General features: G+C 71.6%; 22 protein-coding genes. 16 read left to right on the forward strand and 6 right to left on the reverse strand.

The features are described 5' to 3' along the window. Positions 1–83: 83 nt before the first annotated feature. From fasR to fabF, 5 genes are all read left to right on the forward strand, one after another. Positions 84–1,289 (forward strand): fatty acid biosynthesis transcriptional regulator FasR, encoded by a 1,206-nt coding sequence (fasR, locus tag ACZ5DC_RS07395; protein WP_468650331.1) that lies wholly within the window; start codon positions 84–86, stop codon positions 1,287–1,289. A gap of 89 nt (positions 1,290–1,378) precedes the next feature. Continuing rightward, a complete protein-coding gene (locus ACZ5DC_RS07400) occupies positions 1,379–2,296 on the forward strand; it encodes an ACP S-malonyltransferase (RefSeq protein ID WP_468650333.1) in 918 nt (305 codons plus the stop codon). 10 nt (positions 2,297–2,306) lie between these two features. Then, a complete protein-coding gene (locus ACZ5DC_RS07405; RefSeq protein WP_366749411.1) occupies positions 2,307–3,338 on the forward strand; it encodes a ketoacyl-ACP synthase III in 1,032 nt (343 codons plus the stop codon). A gap of 81 nt (positions 3,339–3,419) precedes the next feature. Beyond that, entirely contained in the window at positions 3,420–3,668 is a 249-nt protein-coding gene (locus ACZ5DC_RS07410; RefSeq protein ID WP_366749412.1) for an acyl carrier protein, read from the forward strand. A gap of 106 nt (positions 3,669–3,774) precedes the next feature. Continuing rightward, entirely contained in the window at positions 3,775–5,037 is a 1,263-nt protein-coding gene (fabF, locus tag ACZ5DC_RS07415; protein ID WP_468650335.1) for a beta-ketoacyl-ACP synthase II, read from the forward strand. A gap of 105 nt (positions 5,038–5,142) precedes the next feature. Here the strand turns inward: fabF and ACZ5DC_RS07420 are convergent, their stop codons facing one another. Next, on the reverse strand, positions 5,143–5,637 hold the full coding sequence (locus tag ACZ5DC_RS07420; RefSeq protein ID WP_366749415.1) for a DUF3145 domain-containing protein: 495 nt from the start codon (positions 5,635–5,637) through the stop codon (positions 5,143–5,145). 257 nt (positions 5,638–5,894) lie between these two features. Here ACZ5DC_RS07420 and ACZ5DC_RS07425 point away from each other — a divergent pair, with 257 nt between their 5' ends. Then, entirely contained in the window at positions 5,895–6,779 is an 885-nt protein-coding gene (locus ACZ5DC_RS07425; protein ID WP_468650337.1) for an SGNH/GDSL hydrolase family protein, read from the forward strand. A 41-nt stretch (positions 6,780–6,820) separates the two neighbouring features. Here the strand turns inward: ACZ5DC_RS07425 and ACZ5DC_RS07430 are convergent, their stop codons facing one another. Continuing rightward, positions 6,821–6,991, reverse strand: coding sequence for a hypothetical protein (locus ACZ5DC_RS07430; RefSeq protein WP_468650339.1), 171 nt, complete (start codon positions 6,989–6,991; stop codon positions 6,821–6,823). A 163-nt stretch (positions 6,992–7,154) separates the two neighbouring features. Between ACZ5DC_RS07430 and ACZ5DC_RS07435 the strand changes: the two genes are divergently transcribed. Both ACZ5DC_RS07435 and ACZ5DC_RS07440 read left to right on the forward strand, forming a co-directional pair. Then, a complete protein-coding gene (locus ACZ5DC_RS07435) occupies positions 7,155–8,132 on the forward strand; it encodes an aldose epimerase family protein (protein WP_468650341.1) in 978 nt (325 codons plus the stop codon). Between the two features lie 315 nt (positions 8,133–8,447). Further along, a complete protein-coding gene (locus ACZ5DC_RS07440) occupies positions 8,448–9,689 on the forward strand; it encodes a pyroglutamyl-peptidase I (protein ID WP_468650343.1) in 1,242 nt (413 codons plus the stop codon). A gap of 42 nt (positions 9,690–9,731) precedes the next feature. Here ACZ5DC_RS07440 and ACZ5DC_RS07445 read toward each other — a convergent pair whose 3' ends face one another. Both ACZ5DC_RS07445 and ACZ5DC_RS07450 read right to left on the reverse strand, forming a co-directional pair. Continuing rightward, entirely contained in the window at positions 9,732–10,526 is a 795-nt protein-coding gene (locus ACZ5DC_RS07445; protein WP_468650345.1) for an EI24 domain-containing protein, read from the reverse strand. 71 nt (positions 10,527–10,597) lie between these two features. Beyond that, positions 10,598–11,035, reverse strand: coding sequence for a MarR family winged helix-turn-helix transcriptional regulator (locus ACZ5DC_RS07450; protein WP_366758597.1), 438 nt, complete (start codon positions 11,033–11,035; stop codon positions 10,598–10,600). 96 nt (positions 11,036–11,131) lie between these two features. Here ACZ5DC_RS07450 and ACZ5DC_RS07455 point away from each other — a divergent pair, with 96 nt between their 5' ends. Beyond that, complete coding sequence (locus ACZ5DC_RS07455) at positions 11,132–12,130, forward strand: NADP-dependent oxidoreductase (protein WP_468650347.1); 999 nt, start codon at positions 11,132–11,134, stop codon at positions 12,128–12,130. 93 nt (positions 12,131–12,223) lie between these two features. Then, on the forward strand, positions 12,224–12,643 hold the full coding sequence (locus tag ACZ5DC_RS07460; RefSeq protein WP_468650349.1) for an organic hydroperoxide resistance protein: 420 nt from the start codon (positions 12,224–12,226) through the stop codon (positions 12,641–12,643). Positions 12,644–12,736: 93 nt separating this feature from the next. On the opposite strand, the gene ACZ5DC_RS07465 is transcribed toward ACZ5DC_RS07460, so the two are convergent. Both ACZ5DC_RS07465 and ACZ5DC_RS07470 read right to left on the reverse strand, forming a co-directional pair. After that, on the reverse strand, positions 12,737–13,894 hold the full coding sequence (locus ACZ5DC_RS07465; protein ID WP_468650351.1) for a serine hydrolase domain-containing protein: 1,158 nt from the start codon (positions 13,892–13,894) through the stop codon (positions 12,737–12,739). A 250-nt stretch (positions 13,895–14,144) separates the two neighbouring features. Then, entirely contained in the window at positions 14,145–15,008 is an 864-nt protein-coding gene (locus ACZ5DC_RS07470; protein ID WP_468650353.1) for an SCO2400 family protein, read from the reverse strand. Positions 15,009–15,208: 200 nt separating this feature from the next. Here ACZ5DC_RS07470 and ACZ5DC_RS07475 point away from each other — a divergent pair, with 200 nt between their 5' ends. The 6 genes from ACZ5DC_RS07475 (at position 15,209) to mmsB (ending at position 22,463) form a co-directional block, all read left to right on the forward strand. Next, positions 15,209–16,372, forward strand: coding sequence for a mandelate racemase/muconate lactonizing enzyme family protein (locus tag ACZ5DC_RS07475; protein ID WP_468650355.1), 1,164 nt, complete (start codon positions 15,209–15,211; stop codon positions 16,370–16,372). Then, the gene (locus ACZ5DC_RS07480) at positions 16,369–17,382 is read left to right on the forward strand and encodes a zinc-dependent alcohol dehydrogenase (RefSeq protein ID WP_468650357.1); all 1,014 of its coding nucleotides are present in this window, start codon (positions 16,369–16,371) and stop codon (positions 17,380–17,382) included. The genes ACZ5DC_RS07475 and ACZ5DC_RS07480 overlap by 4 nt, the downstream gene beginning before the upstream one ends. A 122-nt stretch (positions 17,383–17,504) precedes the next feature. After that, the gene (locus ACZ5DC_RS07485) at positions 17,505–18,521 is read left to right on the forward strand and encodes a hypothetical protein (RefSeq protein ID WP_468650359.1); all 1,017 of its coding nucleotides are present in this window, start codon (positions 17,505–17,507) and stop codon (positions 18,519–18,521) included. A gap of 6 nt (positions 18,522–18,527) precedes the next feature. Then, positions 18,528–19,637 (forward strand): multiple monosaccharide ABC transporter substrate-binding protein, encoded by a 1,110-nt coding sequence (gene chvE / locus ACZ5DC_RS07490; protein WP_468650361.1) that lies wholly within the window; start codon positions 18,528–18,530, stop codon positions 19,635–19,637. Positions 19,638–19,671: 34 nt separating this feature from the next. Beyond that, positions 19,672–21,222, forward strand: a complete 1,551-nt coding sequence (gene mmsA, locus ACZ5DC_RS07495) for a multiple monosaccharide ABC transporter ATP-binding protein (RefSeq protein WP_468650363.1) — start codon at positions 19,672–19,674, stop codon at positions 21,220–21,222. Next, the gene (mmsB, locus tag ACZ5DC_RS07500) at positions 21,219–22,463 is read left to right on the forward strand and encodes a multiple monosaccharide ABC transporter permease (protein WP_468650365.1); all 1,245 of its coding nucleotides are present in this window, start codon (positions 21,219–21,221) and stop codon (positions 22,461–22,463) included. Before mmsA ends, mmsB begins: the two co-directional genes overlap by 4 nt. Positions 22,464–22,482: the final 19 nt, after the last annotated feature.

The raw sequence follows: 22,482 nt of genomic DNA on the forward strand, positions 1-22,482 counted from the left end.
CACCACGGTAGCCGGGCCCGGCCCACGGAAGCGGACCACCCCGGCGGCGCACGGGCCCGGCCCGATAAGGCAGTCTTGTCCCCGTGCCCGAACCCGAATCCCACAACGGCGATCCCGCAGCCCGCGTCGTCCATCCGCACTCCGCGACCCTGAAGCGACTGGAGAAGTCCTCCGGGAGCCTGGCCGCGCAGGCCATCGCGCGCATGGACGAGTCCCTGCCGTGGTACCGGGCGATGCCCCCGGAGAACCGTTCCTGGATCGGCCTCGTCGCCCAGGCGGGCATCGCGGCGTTCACCGAGTGGTTCCGGCACCCGGACGCGCCCCAGGCGATCTCCACGGACGTCTTCGGGACCGCGCCGCGCGAGCTGACCCGGGCCATCACGCTGCGGCAGACCGTGGAGATGGTGCGGACCACCATCGAGGTGATGGAGTCCGCCATCGACGAGGTGGCGGCGCCGGGCGACGAGAGCGTGCTGCGTGAGGCGCTGCTCGTGTACGCCCGGGAGATCGCCTTCGCCACCGCCCAGGTGTACGCGCAGGCCGCCGAGGCACGCGGCGCCTGGGACGCGCGGCTGGAGTCGCTGGTCGTGAACGCGGTGCTGAGCGGGGAGGCGGACGAGGGCGCCGTCAGCCGGGCCGCCGCGCTCGGCTGGAACTCGCCCGAGCACGTGTGCGTCGTGCTCGGGACCGCGCCGGACGGGGACAGCGAGCTGACGGTGGAGGCGATCCGGCGGGCCGCCCGGCACGCCAAGCTCCAGGTGCTCACCGGGGTGCTCGGCGACCGGCTGGTCGTCGTCGCCGGTGGCAGCGCCAACCCGCTCGCCGTGGCCAAGTCGCTGATCGGGCCGTTCGCCGCCGGGCCGGTCGTCGCGGGGCCCGTCGTACCCGACCTGCTGGCCGCGACCCGGTCCGCGCAGGCCGCCGCCGCGGGGCTGAAGGCGTGTTCCGCCTGGCAGGACGCGCCGCGTCCGGTGCTGGCGGACGACCTGCTGCCGGAGCGGGCCATCGCGGGTGACCCGAGCGCCCGTGAGCAGCTGGTGGAGGAGATCTACAGACCGCTGGAGGAGGCGGGCTCGGCACTCCTGGAAACACTGAGTGTGTACCTGGAGCAGGCGAGCAGCCTGGAAGGCGCGGCGAGGATGCTCTTCGTTCACCCGAACACCGTGCGCTACCGGCTCCGACGTGTGACTGACGTCACCGGATGGTCGCCTTCGGATGTACGATCCGCGTTCACACTACGGATCGCGCTCATCCTGGGGCGTCTGGCCGACGCCGAAACCCAGACATAGGGTTTTGTCGGAGGCCCACAAAAGCCCTTCGTGTTCTTCGTCCCTGTCCTCACGGGCGGCCGTGCCCGTCCCCAAGAGAGAGTGTGAGAGTGCTCGTACTCGTCGCTCCCGGCCAGGGCGCTCAGACGCCCGGCTTCCTGACCCCCTGGCTCGAACTGCCCGGTGCCGCTGACCGCGTCGCCGCCTGGTCGGACGCCATCGAACTGGACCTCGTGCACTACGGCACCCAGGCCGACGCCGACGCGATCCGGGACACCGCGGTGGCCCAGCCGCTGCTCGTGGCCGCCGGCCTCCTGTCCGCCGCGGCACTCGGTGACATCGACCCCGGCGCGGTCGCCGGGCACAGCGTCGGTGAGATCACCGCCGCCGCCTTCGCCGGTGTCCTGGACGACACGGCCGCCCTCGGCCTGGTCCGCAAGCGGGGTCTGGCGATGGCCGACGCCGCCCGGGTCACCGAGACCGGCATGGCGGCGCTGCTCGGCGGCGACCCGGAGACCTCCGTCGCGCACCTGGAGAAGCTGGGCCTGACTCCGGCGAACATCAACGGCGCGGGCCAGATCGTGGCCGCCGGCACGCTGGAGCAGCTGGCCGCGCTGGCCGAGGACAAGCCCGAGGGCGTGCGCAAGGTCGTCCCGCTGAAGGTGGCCGGCGCCTTCCACACCCGTCACATGGCGCCCGCGGTCGAGACGCTCGCCAAGGCCGCGGCGGCGCTGTCGCCGGCCGACCCGAAGGTCGCCTACGTCTCCAACAAGGACGGCAAGGCCGTCGCGTCCGGCGCCGAGGTGCTGGAGCGGCTGGTCGGCCAGGTCGCCAACCCCGTGCGCTGGGACCTGTGCATGGAGACGTTCAAGGAGCTGGGCGTCACCGCGCTCGTCGAGGTGTGCCCGGGCGGCACCCTGACCGGCCTGGCCAAGCGGGCCCTGCCCGGCGTCGCGACGCTGGCCCTGAAGACCCCCGACGACCTCGACGCGGCCCGCGCTCTGCTCGCAGAGCACACCGGTGCCTAAGGAGCCGTACATGGCGAAGATCAAGCCCAGCAAGGGCGCCCCGTATGCGCGCATCCTCGGCGTCGGCGGCTACCGGCCGACCCGGGTGGTGCCCAACGAGGTGATCCTGGAGAAGATCGACTCGTCCGACGAGTGGATCCGCTCCCGCTCCGGCATCGAGACCCGGCACTGGGCGGGCCCGGAGGAGACCGTGGCCGCGATGGCGATCGAGGCCTCCGGGAAGGCCATCGCGGACGCCGGCATCGACGCCGAGCGGATCGGCGCGGTGGTCGTCTCGACCGTGTCGCACTTCAGCCAGACCCCGGCCGTCGCCACCGAGATCGCCGACAAGCTGGGCACGGACAAGGCCGCCGCCTTCGACATCTCGGCCGGCTGCGCGGGCTTCGGCTACGGCCTGACCCTCGCCAAGGGCATGGTGGTGGAAGGTTCCGCCGACTACGTGCTCGTGATCGGCGTGGAGCGGCTGAGCGACCTGACCGACCTGGAGGACCGGGCGACCGCGTTCCTGTTCGGTGACGGCGCCGGCGCGGTCGTGGTCGGCCCCTCGGCGGAGCCGGCGATCGGCCCGACCGTGTGGGGCTCCGAGGGCGACAAGTCCGAGACCATCAAGCAGACCGTCTCCTGGGACCGGTTCGCCGTCGGCGACGTCTCCCAGCTGCCCCTGGACAGCCAGGGCAACATCAAGTTCCCTGCGATCACGCAGGAGGGCCAGGCGGTGTTCCGCTGGGCCGTGTTCGAGATGGCGAAGGTCGCCCAGCAGGCGCTGGACGCGGCCGGAATCACCGCGGACGACCTGGACGTCTTCATCCCGCACCAGGCCAATGTGCGGATCATCGACTCGATGGTGAAGACACTGAAGCTGCCGGAGCACGTCACGGTCGCCCGTGACATCCGCACCACCGGCAACACCTCGGCCGCCTCGATCCCGCTCGCGATGGAGCGGCTCCTGGCGACCGGGGAGGCGAAGAGCGGCGACACCGCGCTCGTCATCGGATTCGGGGCGGGTCTCGTCTACGCCGCCACGGTCGTTACCCTCCCCTAGGCACTCCGTGCCGGATCATGCGGTCCGGCAGGGGGACAACTGCCACAAACCGTCTGGATTATCGAAGAAGGAGCGCCTGACATGGCCGCCACTCAGGAAGAGATCGTCGCGGGTCTCGCCGAGATCGTGAACGAGATCGCCGGGATCCCCACCGAGGACGTCCAGCTGGACAAGTCCTTCACCGACGACCTGGACGTCGACTCGCTGTCCATGGTCGAGGTTGTCGTCGCCGCCGAGGAGCGCTTCGACGTGAAGATCCCGGACGAGGACGTCAAGAACCTCAAGACCGTCGGCGACGCGACCGACTACATCCTCAAGCACCAGGACTGAGCCATCGCGTAGGCCGCAGGCTGCAAGCCCCGCCACCCGGCGGTGGCGCCGTAATCCCCGCAGACGCGGGGGTAGTCCTCCCGTATCCGTTGGAGAAAGAATTCCCGTGAGCCCGACCAATCGCACCGTGGTCGTCACCGGTATCGGCGCAACCACACCGCTGGGTGGCGACGCAGCCTCGACCTGGGAGGCCCTCGTCGCCGGCACGTCCGGCGTCAGCCTGCTGGAGAAGGAGTGGGCGGCTCAGCTGCCGGTCCGGATCGCCGCGCAGATCGCCGTCGAACCGGGCGAGATCATCCCCCGCCCGCAGGCCCGCAAGCTGGACCGGTCCGCGCAGTTCGCGCTGATCGCCGCTCAGGAGGCCTGGAAGGACGCCGGCTTCACCGCCAGGGCCGGTGAGGACGCGTCCGTCAACCCCGACCGTCTCGGCGCGGTCATCGCCTCCGGCATCGGCGGCGTGACGACCCTGCTGGACCAGTACGACATCCTCAGGGAGAAGGGCGTACGCCGCGTCTCCCCGCACACCGTGCCGATGCTGATGCCCAACTCCCCGGCGGCCAACGTCGGGATCGAGCTGGGTGCCCGCGCCGGTGTGCACACCCCGGTCTCGGCCTGCGCCTCGGGCGCCGAGGCCATCGGGTACGCGATCGAGATGATCCGCACCGGGCGTGCGGACGTGGTCGTGGCCGGTGGTACCGAGGCCGCCATCCACCCGCTGCCCATCGCCGCGTTCGGCAACATGATGGCGATGTCCAAGAACAACGACGACCCGCGGGGCGCCTCGCGTCCCTACGACGCCGGCCGGGACGGCTTCGTGCTCGGTGAGGGCGCCGGTGTGATCGTCCTGGAGTCCGAGGAGCACGCGAAGGCCCGCGGCGCCCGGATCTACGCCGAGGCGCTCGGACAGGGCATCTCCGCCGACGCGCACCACATCACGCAGCCGGAGCCGTCCGGCAACGGGATCGCGCACGCGCTGCAGAACCTGCTGGACAACACGGATCTGAAGCCGGCCGAGATCGTGCACGTGAACGCGCACGCCACCTCGACGCCGCAGGGTGACGTGGCCGAGATCAAGGCGCTGCGGAAGGTGTTCGGCGACGACGTCGACCACATGGCGATCTCCGCGACCAAGTCGATGACCGGTCACCTGCTGGGCGGTGCCGGTGGTGTGGAGACCGTCGCGTCGATCCTGGCGCTGGTGAACCGCACGGCCCCGCCGACCATCAACGTGGACAACCTCGACCCCGAGGTCAACGCGGACGTGGTCGTCGGTGCGGCGCGGGCCCTGCCCGAGGGCCGTATCGCCGCGCTGAACGACTCGTTCGGCTTCGGCGGGCACAACGTGGTCCTGGCGTTCCGGACGCTCTGAGAAACCGAGCAACCGAGAAACGTGGAGAAGGGCCCTCACCGGAAGGTGAGGGCCCTTCAGCCGTGTCCGCCGCGGGCGCCGGCGGGCTCCGTCACGTGCGCGACGTCACACCACCTGGTGCAGCCAGCGGACCGGGGCGCCCTCGCCGGCGTAGCGGAACGGCTCCAGTTCGTCGTCCCAGGGCTTGCCCAGGAGCTTGGCGATCTCCGCCTCCAGGTCGGTCTCCCCCTGCTGGGACCGCGTCAGCGCGGCGCGCAGGCGGTCCTCGGGGATCAGGATGTCGCCGTGGATGCCGGTGACGGCGTGGAAGATGCCGAGGTCGGGGGTGCAGCTGTAGCGCTCGCCCTCGGCGGTCGCGCAGGGCTCGGCGGTGACCTCGAAGCGCAGCAGGTGCCAGCCGCGCAGCGCCGAGGCGAGTTTGGAGGCGGTGCCGGCCTGGCCCTGCCAGGAGAACTCCGAGCGCCAGGTGCCAGGCGCCGCGGGCTGCCGGATCCAGTCGAGGTTGACGCGCGTGCCGAGCACCCCGGCGACGGCCCACTCGACGTGCGGGCACAGCGCGCGCGGCGCGGAGTGCACGTACAGAACTCCACGTGTCGTCACCGGAACCTCCGGGCAGAGCGGGACATCTTGCGGACTGGCTGGGCGGCAGTGGCGCGACGGCCGCGTTGATGGCGAGGCTACCCTGCGGCGGGGCAAGGAGTGTGACGTACGGTCGGTCCCGGTGCCAGGAAACCGCCGCCATTCACCCAGGGGGACGCTTGTGCGGGGGTGCGCCGTTCCCGGGGAGCCGGGCCGGGAACCCTCGCACGTTGTCAGGGGAGGGGGATGCCTACCGTCGAACGAGGGGAACAGCAGGGATGCGGAAGCGAAGCCACCGTGTACGGGCCGTTCTCGCCGTCGTGGCGACCGTGCTGCTGGGCGCCGCCGGATGTGACGACGGGGCGGGGAGCGCGCCGGCGCCGGCGGGCACCGAGGCGGGCGCGGCCCGGCCCCCGGTGTGGGACCGCAGCCCCGACTCGATCGCCGCGGTGGGCGACTCCATCACGCGCGGCTTCGACGCGTGCACGGTGCTGTCGGACTGCCCGGAGGTGTCGTGGGCGACGGGCAGCGACGCCGCGGTGGACAGCCTGGCGGTGCGGCTGCTGGGCGTGACGGGGGCGGCGGAGCGCAGCTGGAACTACGCGGTGACGGGCGCCCGGATGGCGGACCTGCCCGGGCAGATGGAGCAGGCGGTCTCCCACGCCCCGCAGTTGGTGACGGTGATGGTGGGGGCGAACGACGCCTGCCGGGCCTCGGCGTCGGCGATGACCCCGGTGGCCGGCTTCCGCGCGGACTTCGAGGAGGCGCTGCGCACGCTGCGTTCGGCGCTGCCGAAGACGCAGGTGTACGTGGCGAGCGTGCCGAACCTGAAGCGGCTGTGGTCGCAGGGCCGGACGAACCCGCTGGGCAAGCAGGTGTGGAAGCTGGGCATCTGCCCGTCGATGCTGGGCGACGCGGACGACCTGACCAGCGCGGCGACGCTGCGCCGGGACGCCGTGCAGCGGCGGGTGGAGGAGTACAACCGGGTGCTGAGGGAGGTCTGCGCCAAGGACCGGCGCTGCCGCTTCGACGGCGACGCGGTGTACGACTACCGCTTCGGCACGGACCAGCTCAGCCACTGGGACTGGTTCCACCCCAGCAAGGACGGCCAGGCGCGGCTGGCGGAGATCGCGTACCGGAGGGTCACGGCGGCACAGCCGTGACCGGGCCCGTCCGGTGAGCGGGTCGAACGGGCGGTGCGGCTTCAGCGGTGGCCGCGCTTCCGCTGCTCGGTCCGGATGATCAGTACGCTCACGATCAGCGCGGCGGACAGGATGCCCAGGAACCAGGCCGGAGGGCCGACGAAGATCGACACGACAAAGCCCAGGAAGGTGGCCAGCAGGGCCGTACTCGCCCACAGCTCGCGATCACTCATGCGTCCCCCGCGCGTGATGAGTCCTCGTCCGCCCCGGCAGCGAGCGGGGCGGGGAGAAACACCACCAGACACACGACAGCCCGTCAAGTGCCGGCGCGGCACATGCGGTCGGCCGTCACCCGCAGCGGATCCGGCATCCGACGGCACTACTAGGGTTTCCCACATGAACGAACTTTTCGGCACACTCCCCGACGGCACGGCGGTGCACCGGTGGACGCTGGAGCGCGGCGGGGTGCGGGTGCGGGTGCTGTCGTACGGCGGGATCGTGCAGTCCGTGGAGGTACCGGACGGCGCCGGGCGGACGGTGGGCGTGGCGCTGGGCTTCCCGGACCTCGACGGTTACCTGGCGCATCCGGAGCCGTACCTGGGTGCCGTGGTCGGCCGGTACGCGAACCGCATCGCGGGCGGCCGGTTCCCGCTGGACGGCCGGACGTACACGCTGGCCCGCAACAACGGCCCGAACTCGCTGCACGGCGGTGAACGCGGGTTCGACAAGCGGGTGTGGGAGGTGACGCCGGTCCCGCACGGCGTCCGCCTCGGCCGGGTCAGCCCGCACGGCGAGGAGGGCTTCCCGGGCCGGCTGGAGGTGGCGGTGACGTACACGCTCGACGCGTCGGGCGCGCTGCGGATCGCCTACGAGGCGGTCACGGACGCGCCGACGGTGGTCAACCTGACCAGTCACACGTACTGGAACCTGCGCGGTTCCGGTGACGCGGGCGGGCACGAGCTGCGGCTGGCCGCGTCCCGGTACACGCCGGTGGACGCGGACCTGATCCCGGCCGGCGCGCCGGCGGACGTGACGGGCTCCCGCTTCGACTTCCGCACGGCCCGCAGGACCGGCTCGGGCTACGACCACAACTTCGTGCTGGACAAGGGGGTGACCGGCGCGGCGGAGGAGGTGGCCGAGCTGTCCGACCCGGTGTCCGGGCGGACCCTGACGGTGGCAACGACCGAGCCGGGCCTCCAGCTCTACACCGCCGACACGTTGTCCGGGCCGCTCGGCCCCGGCGCCGGGATCGCCCTGGAGACGCAGCACTTCCCGGACTCCCCCAACCGGCCGGACTTCCCGAGCACGGTGCTGCGGCCCGGCGAGGTCTTCCGCTCCGAGACGGTGTACGGCTTCGGCGTCCGGGGCCGGTAGCCCCTCGGCCCGGCGCCGTGAAGCCCCGGTCCGGGGGTCAGGTTCCCGGACCGGGGCTGCGCGGGAGACACGCGTCCCCGGGCGGGGGACTTGTCCCGGATCAGACGTTAATCGTCGTGATGACGCGGCGGTCCTCGATCGAGCGTCCGGCGGAGATCCCGTACGAACCCTTCACACTTGGCCACGTCCTCGCCGCCCCCGCCCCGGCCCGCCGGCGCCGCCCGCACCATGGCGCGGGTCACGTCCGTCACGCGATACTGCGGCCGTCCACCGCACCACGCGCCCCACAGCGACGGAAGGACCCGAACTCCCTTGATGCGTCTACGTACCGGCCTCCTCGGGCTGGCCCTGCTGACCGGCCTGTCCGGGCCCGCCACCACGGCGTGCGCCGCCACCGCTCCGTCCTCCCCCACCGTCGAGGAACAGCGGCTGGACAAGGCCGTGCCGCAAGAGATCCTGCGGCGCTCCGGATTCGCCGACGCGGCACCGGAGTTCGGCCGTGCCCTGCACCGGGCGCACTCCTACGCGCAGGCCCGCCGCGTCGTCGTCCGCGAGGGGTCCGCGCTGTGGCGGCGGGCCGTGGAGCGCGCGCAGGGGCGCGGGCCGGCCGGTGGTGACCTGAGCCGGGACGACGACCGGCCGCTGTACTGGGCCCGGCTGGGGATGACCCGGGAAGTGCGCACCTGGGAGCCGGACTTCGGGCTGTCCGACGGGCAGCGGGACGCGCTCCTCGGGTGGCTGGAGCGGACCTCGCGCGGGCAGACCGACATCCGCTACCCGGGGAAGGGGCACCTGCGGCGCGTCCTGCTCACCGGGTTCGACCCCTTCACGCTCGACCGGGACATCCGCATCTCCAACCCCTCGGGGGCGACGGCGCTCGCGCTGGACGGCACGGTCGTCGAGACGGCGCGGGGACCGGCGCGCGTCGAGACGGCCGTGTTCCCGGTGCGCTGGCGGGACTTCGCCGAGGGCACGGTGGAGCGGACGCTGCGGCCGTACCTGCCGCGGGTGGACCTGTTCACGACCGTGAGCCAGGGCCGGGCCGGCCGGTTCGACGTCGAGCGCACCAACGGCGCGTGGCGGGGCGGCTTCGCGGACAACGACGGCGTGGGCGTGACCGGGCCGATCCCGGTCGCGGACCCGGCGTCGCAGCCGCAGTGGACGAGCACCACCCTGCCGTACGCCGCTGTCGTGGCCGCGCGGACGGGCCGCTTCCCCGTGTACGACCACACGGAGGTGACCGAGATACCGGCCGGCGGCTCCGCGCCCGTCGTGAGGCCGGACGGGCCGACCCCCGGCTCCACCGCCCGTGCCGGGGCCGGCGGCGACTACCTCTCCAACGAGATCGCCTACCGGGCCACCCTGCTGCGGGACCGGCTCGGGCTGCGCGGCACGCTGCCGGGCGGGCACGTGCACACGCCCGTGCTGGAGTTCGGGGCCGGGAACACCACCGAGGTGACGGACCCGGAGTTCGTGCGCAACCGGCTGGACATCATCGCGCAGGTCCGGTCGATCGTCGCCGTGTCCGTCGGTGCGGCGGAGCGGGGGCGGGGCTGAGGCCGGGACCGGCCGGGACGGGGCCTGCGGCGAGCGCCTCGGTCAGGGGCTGACGTCCTGCGTCCTGGGCGCGTCGGCGCCGTCCCCGCCGCTCTCCTCTCCCAGCAGGTCGCGGGCGAGGAGCGTGGCGCCCGCGACCGCGCCCGGCATCAGGAACACCGCGACGAACGGAACCAGGAAGGCCAGGCCCAGAGGCGTGCCGAAGCCCCAGACGAGGGTCTTGCGGGAGCGGAGCAGGGTGAGCCGGGCGCGCAGGTCGACGCCCCGGCGCTGCATCGCCACGGCGGCCAGTTCCTCGGTGAGGAAGAAGCCGGTGACGAAGAAGCCGATCACGGGGACGACGGTCTGCCCGGCGAACGGCAGGAACCCGAGGGCGAAGAGCAGGAGGCCCCACAGGCCGGCCCGCACCAGCACGCGCAGGCTGTCCCGGGCGGAGATCCACAGCTCGCGCCAGAGCGGCAGCTCCGAGCGCGGGGCGGTGCCGTCGGGCGAGGCGTCGGCGTCGACCCGCTCCGAGAGGTTCTCGTAGAAGGGCTGGCCGACCAGCAGGGTGACGGCGGTGAACGTCAGCACGGCCAGCAGCAGGCCGAGGGCGAAGAGGACGGCCGTCAGGAAGCCGCGGAACAGGCCCTGCCAGGGGCTGGACCAGTCGTCCGCGAACGGGGTCGCCCAGGTGACCGCGTCCGCGCCCCACACGGCGAGCGCGACCAGCGCGGCGGCGTACAGCACGAGCGTGATCAGTCCGGGCAGCAGCCCGAAGCCGTAGCTCCGTCCGTGCCGGGCCACCCATCGCTGGCCTTTCAGCAGATACCCGAAACCCACCCCGAGATCGCGCATGGCGAGGACTCTACTGGCTGGGTGTGACGGCGCGGGCGGCCGGTGGCGGCAGGGGCCGGCCGGGCCGGGTCTCAGGCGTCGAGCATGCGGCGCAGCAGGTCGCGCAGGGAGCGGCGCTGGTCGTCGGTGAGCGCGGCGAGCGGCTCGCGGGCGAAGTGCAGGCCCTCGCGCAGGTCCCGGGCCACCCGGCGGCCCTCGTCGGTGGCGGCGGCGACCTTGACCCGGCGGTCGGCCGGGTCGGGGCGGCGCTCCACCAGGCCGCGGGACTCGAGCCGGTCCACGATCCCGGTGACGTTCGACGGTTCGCACTTGAGCTTCTGGGCCAGCTTGCGCATGGGCAGCGGCTCCAGCGAGAGCAGGCTGAGCAGCCTGGCCTGCGGGCCGGTCAGCGTGTGCTCGCCCGCCGCCTCCTCGTAGTCCGCGTAGAAGCGGGCCACGACGTCACCGATCAGCTCGACCACTTCCATGGTCAGGGGGTCGGGGCGGTGGGTCTTCGATGGGTGGGACATGCCGTCCAGGATACCCGCTTACTTGACATCATGAAATATTCGGGCATCGTTGTTTCAGGTACTGAAGTAATTGCGCGTGACACGAAAGGCTCCGTCATGATCAACCGCGAGTGGCACCTGCTCAGCCGACCCGTCGGCTGGCCGAAGCCCGAGGACTTCGCCCTCGTCGAGGCGCCGGTCCCGACCCCGGGCGAGGGTCAGGTGCTGGTGCGGAACAAGTACCTCTCCGTCGACCCCTATATGCGCGGAAGGATGAGCGCGGCCAAGTCCTACGCCGCCCCCTTCGAGCTGGGCAAGGTCATGCAGGGCGGCGCGGTCGGCGAGGTGGTCGAGTCGCGCGCCGAGGGCCTCTCCGCCGGCGACCACGTCCTGCACTTCTCCGGCTGGCGCGAGTACGCGGCCGTGGACGCGAGGAACGCCGTGAAGGTCGACCCGGAGGCCGCCCCCCTGTCGACGTACCTCGGCGTCCTCGGCATGACCGGGCTGACCGCCTACGCCGGCCTGCTGCGCACCGCCTCCTTCAAGGAGGGCGACAGCGTGTTCGTGTCGGGCGCCGCCGGGGCCGTGGGCAGCCAGGTGGGCCAGATCGCCAGGCTCAAGGGCGCCTCCCGGGTCATCGGCTCGGCCGGGTCCGACGAGAAGGTCAAACTGCTCCTGGAGGAGTACGGCTTCGACGCCGCCTTCAACTACAGGAACGGCCCGGTCGCCGAGCAGCTGCGCGAGGCGGCGCCCGACGGCATCGACGTCTACTTCGACAACGTCGGCGGGGAGCACCTGGAGGCCGCGATCGGCTCGCTGAACCAGGGCGGCCGGATCGCCGTCTGCGGCATGATCTCGGTCTACAACAACACCGAGCCCGCGCCCGGCCCGAAGAACCTGGCCCGGCTGATCCAGACCCGCGGCCGGATCGAGGGCTTCCTGGTCGGCGACCACTACGACCTCCAGCCGCAGTTCGTCCAGGAGGTCGGCCCCTGGGTCGCCTCGGGCGCGCTGAAGTACCGGGAGACCGTGGTCGAGGGCATCGAGAACAACCTGGAGGCGTTCCTCGGGGTCCTGCGCGGCGACAACATCGGCAAGATGGTCGTCAAGCTCTAGACTTCCCGTGGTTTCCGGCATGCGGTAGCTTCTTTCCGAAATCTGTCGCGATCGTGGGCGCGAGTCGCGGCCGCCGAGGAGGAAGACAACCGCATGCCCATCACGCAGTCCGACGTCCTGTACACCGCCGTCGCCACCGCCGAGAACGGCCGCGACGGGCGGGTCGCCACGGACGACGGCCGACTCGACGTCGTCGTCAACCCGCCGAAGGAGATGGGCGGCAGCGGGTCCGGGACCAACCCGGAGCAGCTGTTCGCCGCCGGTTACAGCGCGTGCTTCCAGGGGGCGCTGGGGGTCGTCGCCCGGCAGGAGGGCGTCGACGTGTCCGGGTCCACCGTCACGGCCAGGGTCGGCATCGGCAGGAACGACGAGGGTTTCGGGATCATCGTGGAGATCTCGGCGAGCATCCCCGACGCCGACGAGGCCACCGCGCGGAAGCTGCTGGAGAAGGCCCACCAGGTCTGCCCCTACTCGAAGGCGACACGCGGGAACATCACCGTGACGCTGGCCTGACCTCCGTCGTTCCTCACATCGGCAGCCGCATCCTTGGACGTGGGGTGCGGCTGCTCATCGCCGGGAGGCGTCCGCGCGTCTTCGGGGAACTCCTCAGCCGGCCAGCGCCGCCTTGTGGACCTCCGCCGCGAACCTGTCGTTCTCGGGTGCCGCCCCGCCCGGGAACGCGAACCGGCGCCGCGTGTAGCCGTAGGCGATGCCCGCGTGCGGGTCCGCGAAGGCCTGGACCCCGCCGGCGCCGCTGTGGCCCAGCGCGCCCGCGCCGAGGAACGGGTGCCAGGTGTCGGCGATCGCCTGGAAGCCGAGGCCGAACGACGTGTGGACGCGGGTCACCAGGTCGTACCCCGTGGAGTGGATCTGGGCGAACTCCGCCAGTGTGTCGCCCTTCAGCAGCGGGCTCCGGCCGTCCACCTCGCTGATCATCGCCGCGTACATGGCCGCGAGACCCCGTGCCGAGCCGGTCCCGCCCACCGAGGCGGGTCCCTGGGCGCGGATCAGCCGCCGGTTCGGCAGGCTCTCCAGGTCGGTGGGCTCCGCGCCGTGCCGGTTGAAGGCGATCGACGCGAGGGTGTGCGGGCCGGTCGGCACGGCTTCGAGCTGCGCCCGCTGCGCGGGCGTCGGCAGCATCGGCCGGACGGTGCGGAAGCGCGGCTCGTGCGCCTCCGGCAGACCCAGGCGCAGGTCGAGGCCGTGGGGAGCGCGGACCCGCTCCTCGTACGCCTCCTGGAGCGTACGGCCCGTCGCCCGGCGGACGACTTCGCCGGTCAACGCGCCGATGACCAGCGCGTGGTAGCCGAACGCCGTGCCCGGCCGCCAGAACGGCCGCTGGTCGGCGAGGCGTTCGGCGATCATCCGGTCGTCGGCCAGCTCGTCGGCACTTAACCCGGTGTCGGTGCCGACCAGCCCCGCGCGGTGCGCCAGCAGGTCCCGCAGCGTCAGAGCGCCCTTGCCCTCGGCGGCGAACTCCGGCCAGTAGTAGGTGACTTTGCGGTCCAGCTCCAGGGTGCCGTCCTGCACGAGCAGCGCCGCCACCAGGTGGGCCGCGCCCTTCGTGGCCGAGTGCAGGGCGTACAGCGAGTCACCCGTCACCCCGGCGCCCGCCCACAGGTCCACGACCCGCCGTCCGTGGACGTACGCGCACAACTGGCCCTCGTAGTCGTCCCGTTCCCCGGCGACGAAGGCGGCGAACTCCTCGCGCACCGACTCGAAGCCCTCGGCTACCGTGCCCTGGACGGTGATCTCCTGCGTCATCCGCTCTCCTCGGCCGATCCGCTGCTCGCTGCTCCCCCTCGGCACGACGCCCTCCTCCGGCGTCGTGCGTTCCCGAGACCGGTACGGCGAGACGTGCCCGTTCGACTCAACCCCCGTAGAGGCCGGGGGGTGTCGTGGATACCCCGGATGGCCGATGGCGCGGGGTGGCGGGGATGCGCCGGGCGTGCTTCACGTCCACACGGACGGAGCCGGACGGCGGGCGGGGGCACTCACATGCCCGCGACCGTCCTCAGCTGCACCACCACAGGAAGCGGTCGCAGGTCTTCGTGGGCGACGGCTCGGGCGGGGGCGCGGAGGTGGTCGGGGCCTCGGTCGGGGCGGCGGACGACTGGCTGGGGGCCGGGGCGGCCGGGGTCACCGGGGTCCCCGGGGTCGCACCGGAACTCGTCGTGGCCGACTGCTGTGCCGTGCCGCTCCGTGTGGCGGAGGGGGAAGCGGAATCCTTGTCCCCGGGGGACTGCGACGGGGAGGCGGAGGCCGAGGCGTCCGGGGAGGCCGACCCGCCCGCCCGGGGGGTGGCGCCGGACGTGGCGCCTGCCGGGCCGGCGGTGCGGTCCGGCGCGACGGAGGCGGCGCCGCCGTCCGCCGAGGTGTCCCCGGCCGGGGCCGGGGCCTCGCTGGAGAAGGGTGAGAAGGGCGCGTCCGTGCCCAGTTCGGCGAGACTGAGCCCGCCCGCCGCGAGGACGAACCCGACGGCGACCAGGACGGTGCGGCGGCGTCTTCGGCGGTGTGCGGCGGCCTTGCGGTCGCGGCGGCTGCCCTCGGCCCCGCCCCGGGCCCGCCGGCCGGCCGGGGCGCCCCCGTCGTCACCGGCGTCTTCGGCCTCCGCCTCCGCCGGTTCCGGTTCTTCCGCCCGCCCCGGCTCCCCGGGGGCGTCCGGAGCGTCTGGCGCCCGCTCGTGCCGCTGCTCGTACGGCTCGTACGGCTGCTCGTGCGCCGTCGGTGTCCCCGCGTGCCCGCGCCCGTCCCCCTGCTCGTGCGCGGGCGCGTCCGGCGCCGCCGTGGGGGCAGCGAGCCGGTCGGCCGGAGTACCGCACCCCGGGCAGGCCAGGGCGCCATTGAGGTGCCGTCGGCACGGGAGGCAGTAGTTCATGACGCGGGAAGACTAGAGTCCGCGAGGTTCCGGTTCCAGGCACCGCTGTGAAGGTTTGGTGCGAGGTCGAAAGAGTTCTCGAAAGCCGTGCCGAAACCGTTACCTGTTCGACCCATTGACACCCCCGCCGGACCGTCCTTACTGTCACGCCAACATTTCGAACGTGTGACGAAATCTCGAACAGCTGAGGGGCAACTGCCGTGCGCATCACCGGAATCAGCACGCACGTGGTCGGCACGCCGTGGCGCAACCTGACCTACGTCCAGGTGCACACCGACGAGGGCATCACGGGAGTCGGCGAGACCCGGATGCTCGGGCACACCGACGCGCTGATCGGCTATCTGCGGGAGGCCGAGGCCAACCACATTCTCGGATCGGACCCGTTCGCTGTCGAGGACCTCGTGCGCCGGATGAAGTACGGCGACTACGGCCGCGCCGGGGAGATCGTCATGTCCGGCATCGCCGTGGTCGAGATGGCCTGCTGGGACATCAAGGGCAAGGCGCTGGGCGTGCCGGTGTGGCAGTTGCTCGGCGGGAAGGTGACCGACAAGGTCAAGGCGTACGCCAACGGCTGGTACACCACCGAGCGCACCCCGGAGGCGTACCACAAGGCCGCGCGGGGGGTCATGGAGCGCGGCTACAAGGCACTGAAGATCGACCCCTTCGGCACCGGGCACTTCGAGCTGGACCACCAGGAGACGGTGTACGCGGTCTCGCTCATCGAGGCCGTGCGGGACGCCATCGGCACGGAGGCGGAGCTGATGCTGGAAATGCACGGCCGCTTCTCCCCCGCCACCGCCGTCCGGCTGGCCAAGGAGATGGCGCCCTTCAAGCCGGCCTGGCTGGAGGAGCCGGTGCCGCCGGAGAACCTGAAGGCGCTGGAGAAGGTCGCGGCCAAGGTGGACATCCCGGTGGCCACCGGGGAGCGCATCCACGACCGGATCGAGTTCCGCGAGCTGTTCGACAGCCAGGCGGTCGACATCATCCAGCCCGACGTCGGCCACATCGGCGGCATCTGGGAGACCCGGAAGCTGGCCGCGACCGCCGAGACCCACTACATGCTCGTCGCCCCGCACAACGTGGGCGGGTCGGTGCTCACCGCCGCCTCCCTCCAGGTCGGGTTCACCTCCCCGAACTTCAAGATCCTTGAGCACTTCAACGACTTCGCGGACGCGGAGATCAAGAAGGTGGTCAAGGGCGCCCCGCAGGTGAACCCGGAGGACGGCTGCTTCCATCTCTCCGACGCGCCGGGGCTCGGCGTCGAGCTGGACGTCGACGCGGCGGCGGAGTTCCCGCAGCAGCAGGCCCGGTTCGACCTGTGGGCCGAGGGCTGGGAGCAGCGCAAGCCCAAGGGCACGAAGTGAGCTCCCAGGTCCTGGTCGAGGCGCCGGGGGTGCACCGGGTCGAGGCCCACACGCCCCGGCGGCCCGGTCCCGGCGAGGCGCTGGTCGCGGTGCACGCGGCGGGCATCTGCGGCAGCGACCGCGAGGTGTACCAGGGCAACCGGCCCGAGGGGTACGTGCGCTATCCGCTCATCCCCGGGCACGAGTGGTCGGGGACGGTCACGGAGGTGGGCGCCGGAGTGCCCGGCTCGCTCGTCGGCCGCAAGGTCGTGGGCGAGGGCTTCCGCAACTGCCAGGTGTGCGAACGCTGTCACGCGGGCGAGACCACGCTGTGCTCGGCCGGGTACGAGGAGACCGGCTTCACCCAGCCGGGCGCCATGGCCGCCACGCTGACCCTGCCCGCCCGGCTGCTGCACGTCCTGCCGGACGACGCCGACCTCACCGCCGCCGCCCTGCTGGAGCCGGCCGCCTGCATCGCGGCCGCCGCGCTGAAGGCGAACGCCCGGCCGGGCGAGCGGGTCGCGGTGGTCGGCACGGGCACGCTGGGCATGTTCGCCGTGCAGTTCCTGAAGGCGGTCTCGCCGGCGGAACTGCTCGTGGTGGGCACGCGGAACGACCGGGAGGCGCTGTCCCGGCGGTTCGGGGCGAGCGACTTCCGGCTGAAGGACGCCGAAGACCCGGCGCTGCCCGGCGACTTCGACGTGGTGATCGAGACCGCCGGGTCGGCGTCCGCCGCGCGCACCGCCGCCGCGCTGCCGCGGCGCGGCGGCCGGCTGGTCCTCACCGGGATCCCGGCGCCGGGCGCGGACGGGCTCGACCCGACCGACCTCGTCGTACGGCAGCTGGAGGTGCACACCGTCTTCGGGGCGCCGCCGGACGCCTGGTCCCACGCCGTGCGGGTCTTCGGGGCCGGGCTGCTGGACCCGCTGCCGCTGGTCACCCACGAGTTGCCGCTGACCGAGTTCCCGCAGGCCATCGAGCTGGTCGGGGCCGGCGATCCCAAGGTGGGCAAGGTGCTGCTCCGCCCCTGACCGTGCGCCGGTCGGGGCGTGACCTGACGACGCCCCGACCGGCGTACGCCCCGCGCTGTTCCCTACCCAGAGCCGCGAACCTTGTCCGAAATACCGAACACTCAGGACCTTAAGGACAGCTTGTGACCGACGCTTCCGCCCCGGCAGCCCGCAGGCCCGGCGAGCAGGTGCTCGCCGCGCTCGGCCTCGGCGCGCCCGCCCTCGACCCCGCCGACGCCTCCGCCCGTACCTTCCCGGGCGGCGGCCGCTGGCGCACCGAGATCCCCTCGTGCGAGGGTCCCGAAGCGCTGGCGGTCGTGCTGAAGGAGGCCTCGCGCCTCGATGTGCCGATCCACCGGATCAGCCAGGGCAGCGGCGTGTGGATGCTCACCGACGCCGAGATCACCGAGATGGTCGACGCCACGAACGAGCGCGACATCGAGCTCTGCCTGTTCACCGGCCCGCGCGGCACCTGGGACATCGGCGGCTCGGTGCGGTCCGACTCGCGGGGGGCCGGACTGCGCGCCCGGGGCCACGACGCCGTCGCCGGCTGCGTCGAGGACGCCGTGCGGGCCACCGAACTGGGCGTGAAGTGCCTGCTGGTCGCCGACGAGGGCGTGCTGTGGACCCTGCACCGGGCCCGCCAGGCCGGGATCATCCCGGCCGACACCACGCTGAAGGTGTCGGCGCTCATCGGCCCGGTCAACCCGGCCTCGTACGCCGTCTACGAGCGGCTCGGCGCCGACTCCGTCAACGTGCCCAGCGATCTGACGCTGGACCACCTCACCGAGATCCGCCGGGTCTCCGGCGCCCCCATGGACATGTACATCGAGGCCCCCGACGACCTCGGCGGCTACATCCGGATGTACGAGGTCGCCGAGCTGATCCGGCGCGGCGCGCCCCTGTACCTGAAGTTCGGCCTGTCCAAGGCCCCCGGCATCTACCCGTGGGGCACCCACCTGCGGGACGTGACCCTGGACACCGCCCGGGAGCGGGTGCGGCGCGGCCGGCTCGCCCTGGACCTGCTCGCCCGGCACGGCGCGGACGGCGACATGGCGCCGCTCGGCTCCCGACTGCCCGGGACGCTCCACCGCTTCCCCGTGGAAGCACCCGCACCGCTCACCTCCGCTCCTCTCAACGACGAGAACGACAAGGACTGATCCCAGATGCGCAACCGCAGAGCCGCACTCGCCGCCATGGCCGGAGCCGCCTCGCTCGCCCTCACCCTCACCGCCTGCGGTCAGAGCGGCGAGGGCGGCAGCAAGGAGAAGTCGGGCGACGTCAAGGGCGGCACCATCGGCATCGCCATGCCGACCAAGTCCTCCGAGCGCTGGATCTCCGACGGCAAGAACGTCGTCAAGGACCTCCAGGCCAAGGGCTACAAGACCAAGCTGGTCTACGGCGAGGACGACCCGGAGACCCAGGTCTCGCAGATCGAGAACCTGATCACGCAGGGCGTCAAGGGCCTGATCATCGCGGCGATCGACAACAAGTCCCTGGACCACGTCCTGCAGGAGGCCGCGGACGCGCACATCCCGGTCATCTCCTACGACCGGCTGATCCTCGGCACCAAGAACGTCGACTACTACGCCTCGTTCGACAACGAGAAGGTCGGCAAGCTCCAGGGCCAGTACATCGTCGACAAGCTCGGGCTGAGCAAGGGCAAGAAGGGCCCCTTCAACATCGAGCTGTTCGCGGGCTCCAACGACGACAACAACACCAAGTACTTCTTCGGCGGCGCCATGAGCGTCCTCCAGCCGTACATCGACAAGAAGCAGCTGGTGGTCAAGTCCGGGCAGACCAAGCTGACCCAGGTCGTCACCCTGCGCTGGGACGGCACCACCGCGCAGAAGCGCATGGAGGACGTCCTCACCTCGGCCTACAAGAGCGGCCGGGTCGACGCGGTCCTCTCGCCGTACGACGGCATCTCCATCGGCATCCTGTCCGCCCTCAAGTCGGACGGCTACGGCTCGGGCAGCAAGCCGCTGCCGGTCATCACCGGCCAGGACGCCGAGCTGGCCTCGGTGAAGTCGATCATCTCCGGTCAGCAGACGCAGACCGTCTACAAGGACCTCCGCAAGCTCGCCGAGGTCGCCGCCACGATGATGGACGACTCCCTGAAGGGCAAGAAGCCCGAGGTCAACGACACCAAGACGTACGACAACGGGACGAAGGTCGTGCCCGCCTACCTGCTCCAGCCGGTGAGCGTCGACAAGAGCAACTACAAGCAGGTGCTGGTCGACGGCGGTTACTACACCGAGGCCGACCTCAAGTAACCCGCCCACCTCCTACGGATTGGAAGGCACGACCATGGCGGGACCCGTCCTGGAAATGCGCTCGATCGTCAAGACCTTTCCCGGTGTCAAGGCGCTGTCGGACGTCACCCTGACCGTCCGGCAGGGCGAGGTCCACGCCATCTGCGGGGAGAACGGCGCCGGCAAGTCCACCCTGATGAAGGTGCTCTCCGGCGTCCACCCGTACGGCAGTTACGAGGGGGACATCCTCTTCGAGTCGCAGACCTGCCAGTTCAAGGACATCCGGGCGAGCGAGCAGCACGGCATCGTCATCATCCACCAGGAACTGGCGCTGGTGCCGCATCTGTCCATCGCGGAGAACCTCTTCCTCGGCAACGAGCACGCCACGCGCGGACTCATCAACTGGCGCGAGACCCTGCGCCACGCCACCGCGCTGCTGCGCCGGGTCGGTCTGGACGAGCACCCGGAGACCCGGGTCGCCGACATCGGCGTGGGCAAGCAGCAGCTCGTCGAGATCGCCAAGGCGCTGTCCAAGCAGGTCAAGCTGCTGATCCTGGACGAGCCGACGGCGGCCCTGAACGACGAGGACAGCGACAAGCTCCTCGACCTGATCCTGGAACTGAAGAACCAGGGCATCACCTCGATCATCATCTCCCACAAGCTCAACGAGATCCGCAAGGTCGCCGACTCGGTGACGATCATCCGGGACGGGCGGTCCATCGAGACCCTCGATGTGAAGGCGCCGGAGACGACCGAGGAGCGGATCATCGCCGGCATGGTCGGCCGCGACCTCGACCACCGCTTCCCCGAGCGCACCCCGCACCAGCCGGAGGAGGGCGCGGCGCCGGCGCTGGAGATCCGCGGCTGGACCGTGTTCCACCCGATCGACCAGCAGCGCAAGGTCGTGGACGACGTGTCCCTGAGCGTGCGCCGCGGCGAGATCGTCGGCATCGCGGGCCTGATGGGCGCGGGCCGCACCGAACTCGCGATGAGCGTCTTCGGGCGGACCTACGGCCGGTACGCGGCCGGCACGGTCCTGAAGGACGGCTCGGAGATCCGTACGAAGACCGTGGCGGAGGCGATCGGGCACGGCATCGCGTACGTCACCGAGGACCGCAAGCACTACGGCCTGAACCTCATCGACACCATCAACCGGAACATCTCGCTGACCGCGCTGGACAAGGTCGCCAAGCGGGGCGTGGTGGACGAGCACGAGGAACGGCAGGTCGCCGAGGGCTTCCGGAAGTCCATGAACATCAAGGCGCCCACGGTCTTCGAGCCGGTCGGCAAGCTCTCCGGCGGCAACCAGCAGAAGGTCGTCCTCAGCAAGTGGATCTTCGCGGGTCCCGACGTGCTGATCCTCGACGAACCGACCCGCGGCATCGACGTGGGCGCCAAGTACGAGATCTACACGGTCATCGACCAGCTCGCCGCCCAGGGCAAGGCGGTGGTCTTCATCTCCTCCGAGCTTCCCGAGCTGCTCGGCATGTGCGACCGCATCTACACGATGGCCGCCGGGCGGCTGACCGGTGAGGTGCCGCGGGCCGAGGCCACGCAGGAAGTGCTGATGCGCCATATGACGAAGGACAAAGAGGTAACGCGATGAGCACGGATGTGACCGCCAAGAGCCCGGCCCCCGCGCCGCCGGGCAGGAGCGGACCGGCCGCCGACGGGGGGCTGCTCGGCCTGGTACTGGCCGGTCTGCGCCGCAACATGCGCCAGTACGGCATGCTGATCGCGCTCGGCCTGATCGTGGTCCTCTTCGCCATCTGGACCGACGGGGACCTGCTGCTGCCGCGCAACGTCTCCAACCTGGTGCTCCAGAACAGCTACATCCTGATCCTCGCGATCGGCATGATGCTGGTGATCATCGCCGGGCACATCGACCTGTCGGTCGGCTCGCTCACCGCGTTCGTCGGCGCCTTCGCGGCCGTGCTGACCGTGCAGCACGGGATCTCCTGGCCCGTCGCGCTGGTGCTGTGCCTGGTGGTCGGCGCCGTCGCCGGCTCGGTCCAGGGCTATCTGATCGCCTATCTCGGCATACCGTCGTTCATCGTCACCCTCGCCGGGATGCTCCTCTTCCGCGGCCTCACCGAGATCCTGCTCAAGGGCCAGACCCTCGGCCCGTTCCCGGAGGGTCTGCAGAAGCTCGGCAACGGCTTCCTGCCCGAGGTCGGCCCGGACACCAACTACCACAACCTCACCGTGCTGCTCGGGCTCGTCCTGATCGCGGCCGTGGTGTGGCAGGAGTTCCGGGACCGCCGCCGCCAGCAGGAGTTCTCCCTGGACGTGCTGCCGACCCGGCTGTTCCTGCTGAAGCTGACCGCGCTGGTCGCCGCGGTCCTCGTCCTCACCCTGCTGCTCGCCAGCTACAAGGGCGCCCCGATCGTGCTGATCATCCTCGGCGCGCTGGTCGTCGGCTACGGCTACGTCATGCGCAACGCGGTCTTCGGCCGGCACATCTACGCGATCGGCGGCAACCTGCCGGCGGCCAAGCTGTCCGGCGTGAAGGACAAGAAGGTCACCTTCTACGTCTTCCTGAACATGGGCGTGCTCGCGGCCCTGGCGGGTCTGGTGGTCGCCGCCCGGCTGAACGCGGCCTCGCCGAAGGCGGGCGTCAACTTCGAACTGGAGGCCATCGCCTCCTCGTTCATCGGCGGCGCGTCCATGAGCGGCGGTGTCGGCACCGTCCTCGGCGCCATCATCGGCGGTCTCGTCCTCGGCGTGCTGAACAACGGCATGAACCTCCTCAGCGTCGGCACCGACTGGCAGCAGGTCATCAAGGGCCTCGCCCTGCTGGTGGCGGTCGGGTTCGACGTGTGGAACAAGCGCAAGTCCGGTTCGTAAGCGCCCAGACAACGGAGCC

It is taken from the genome of Streptomyces sp. NPDC031445, from assembly GCF_055581365.1.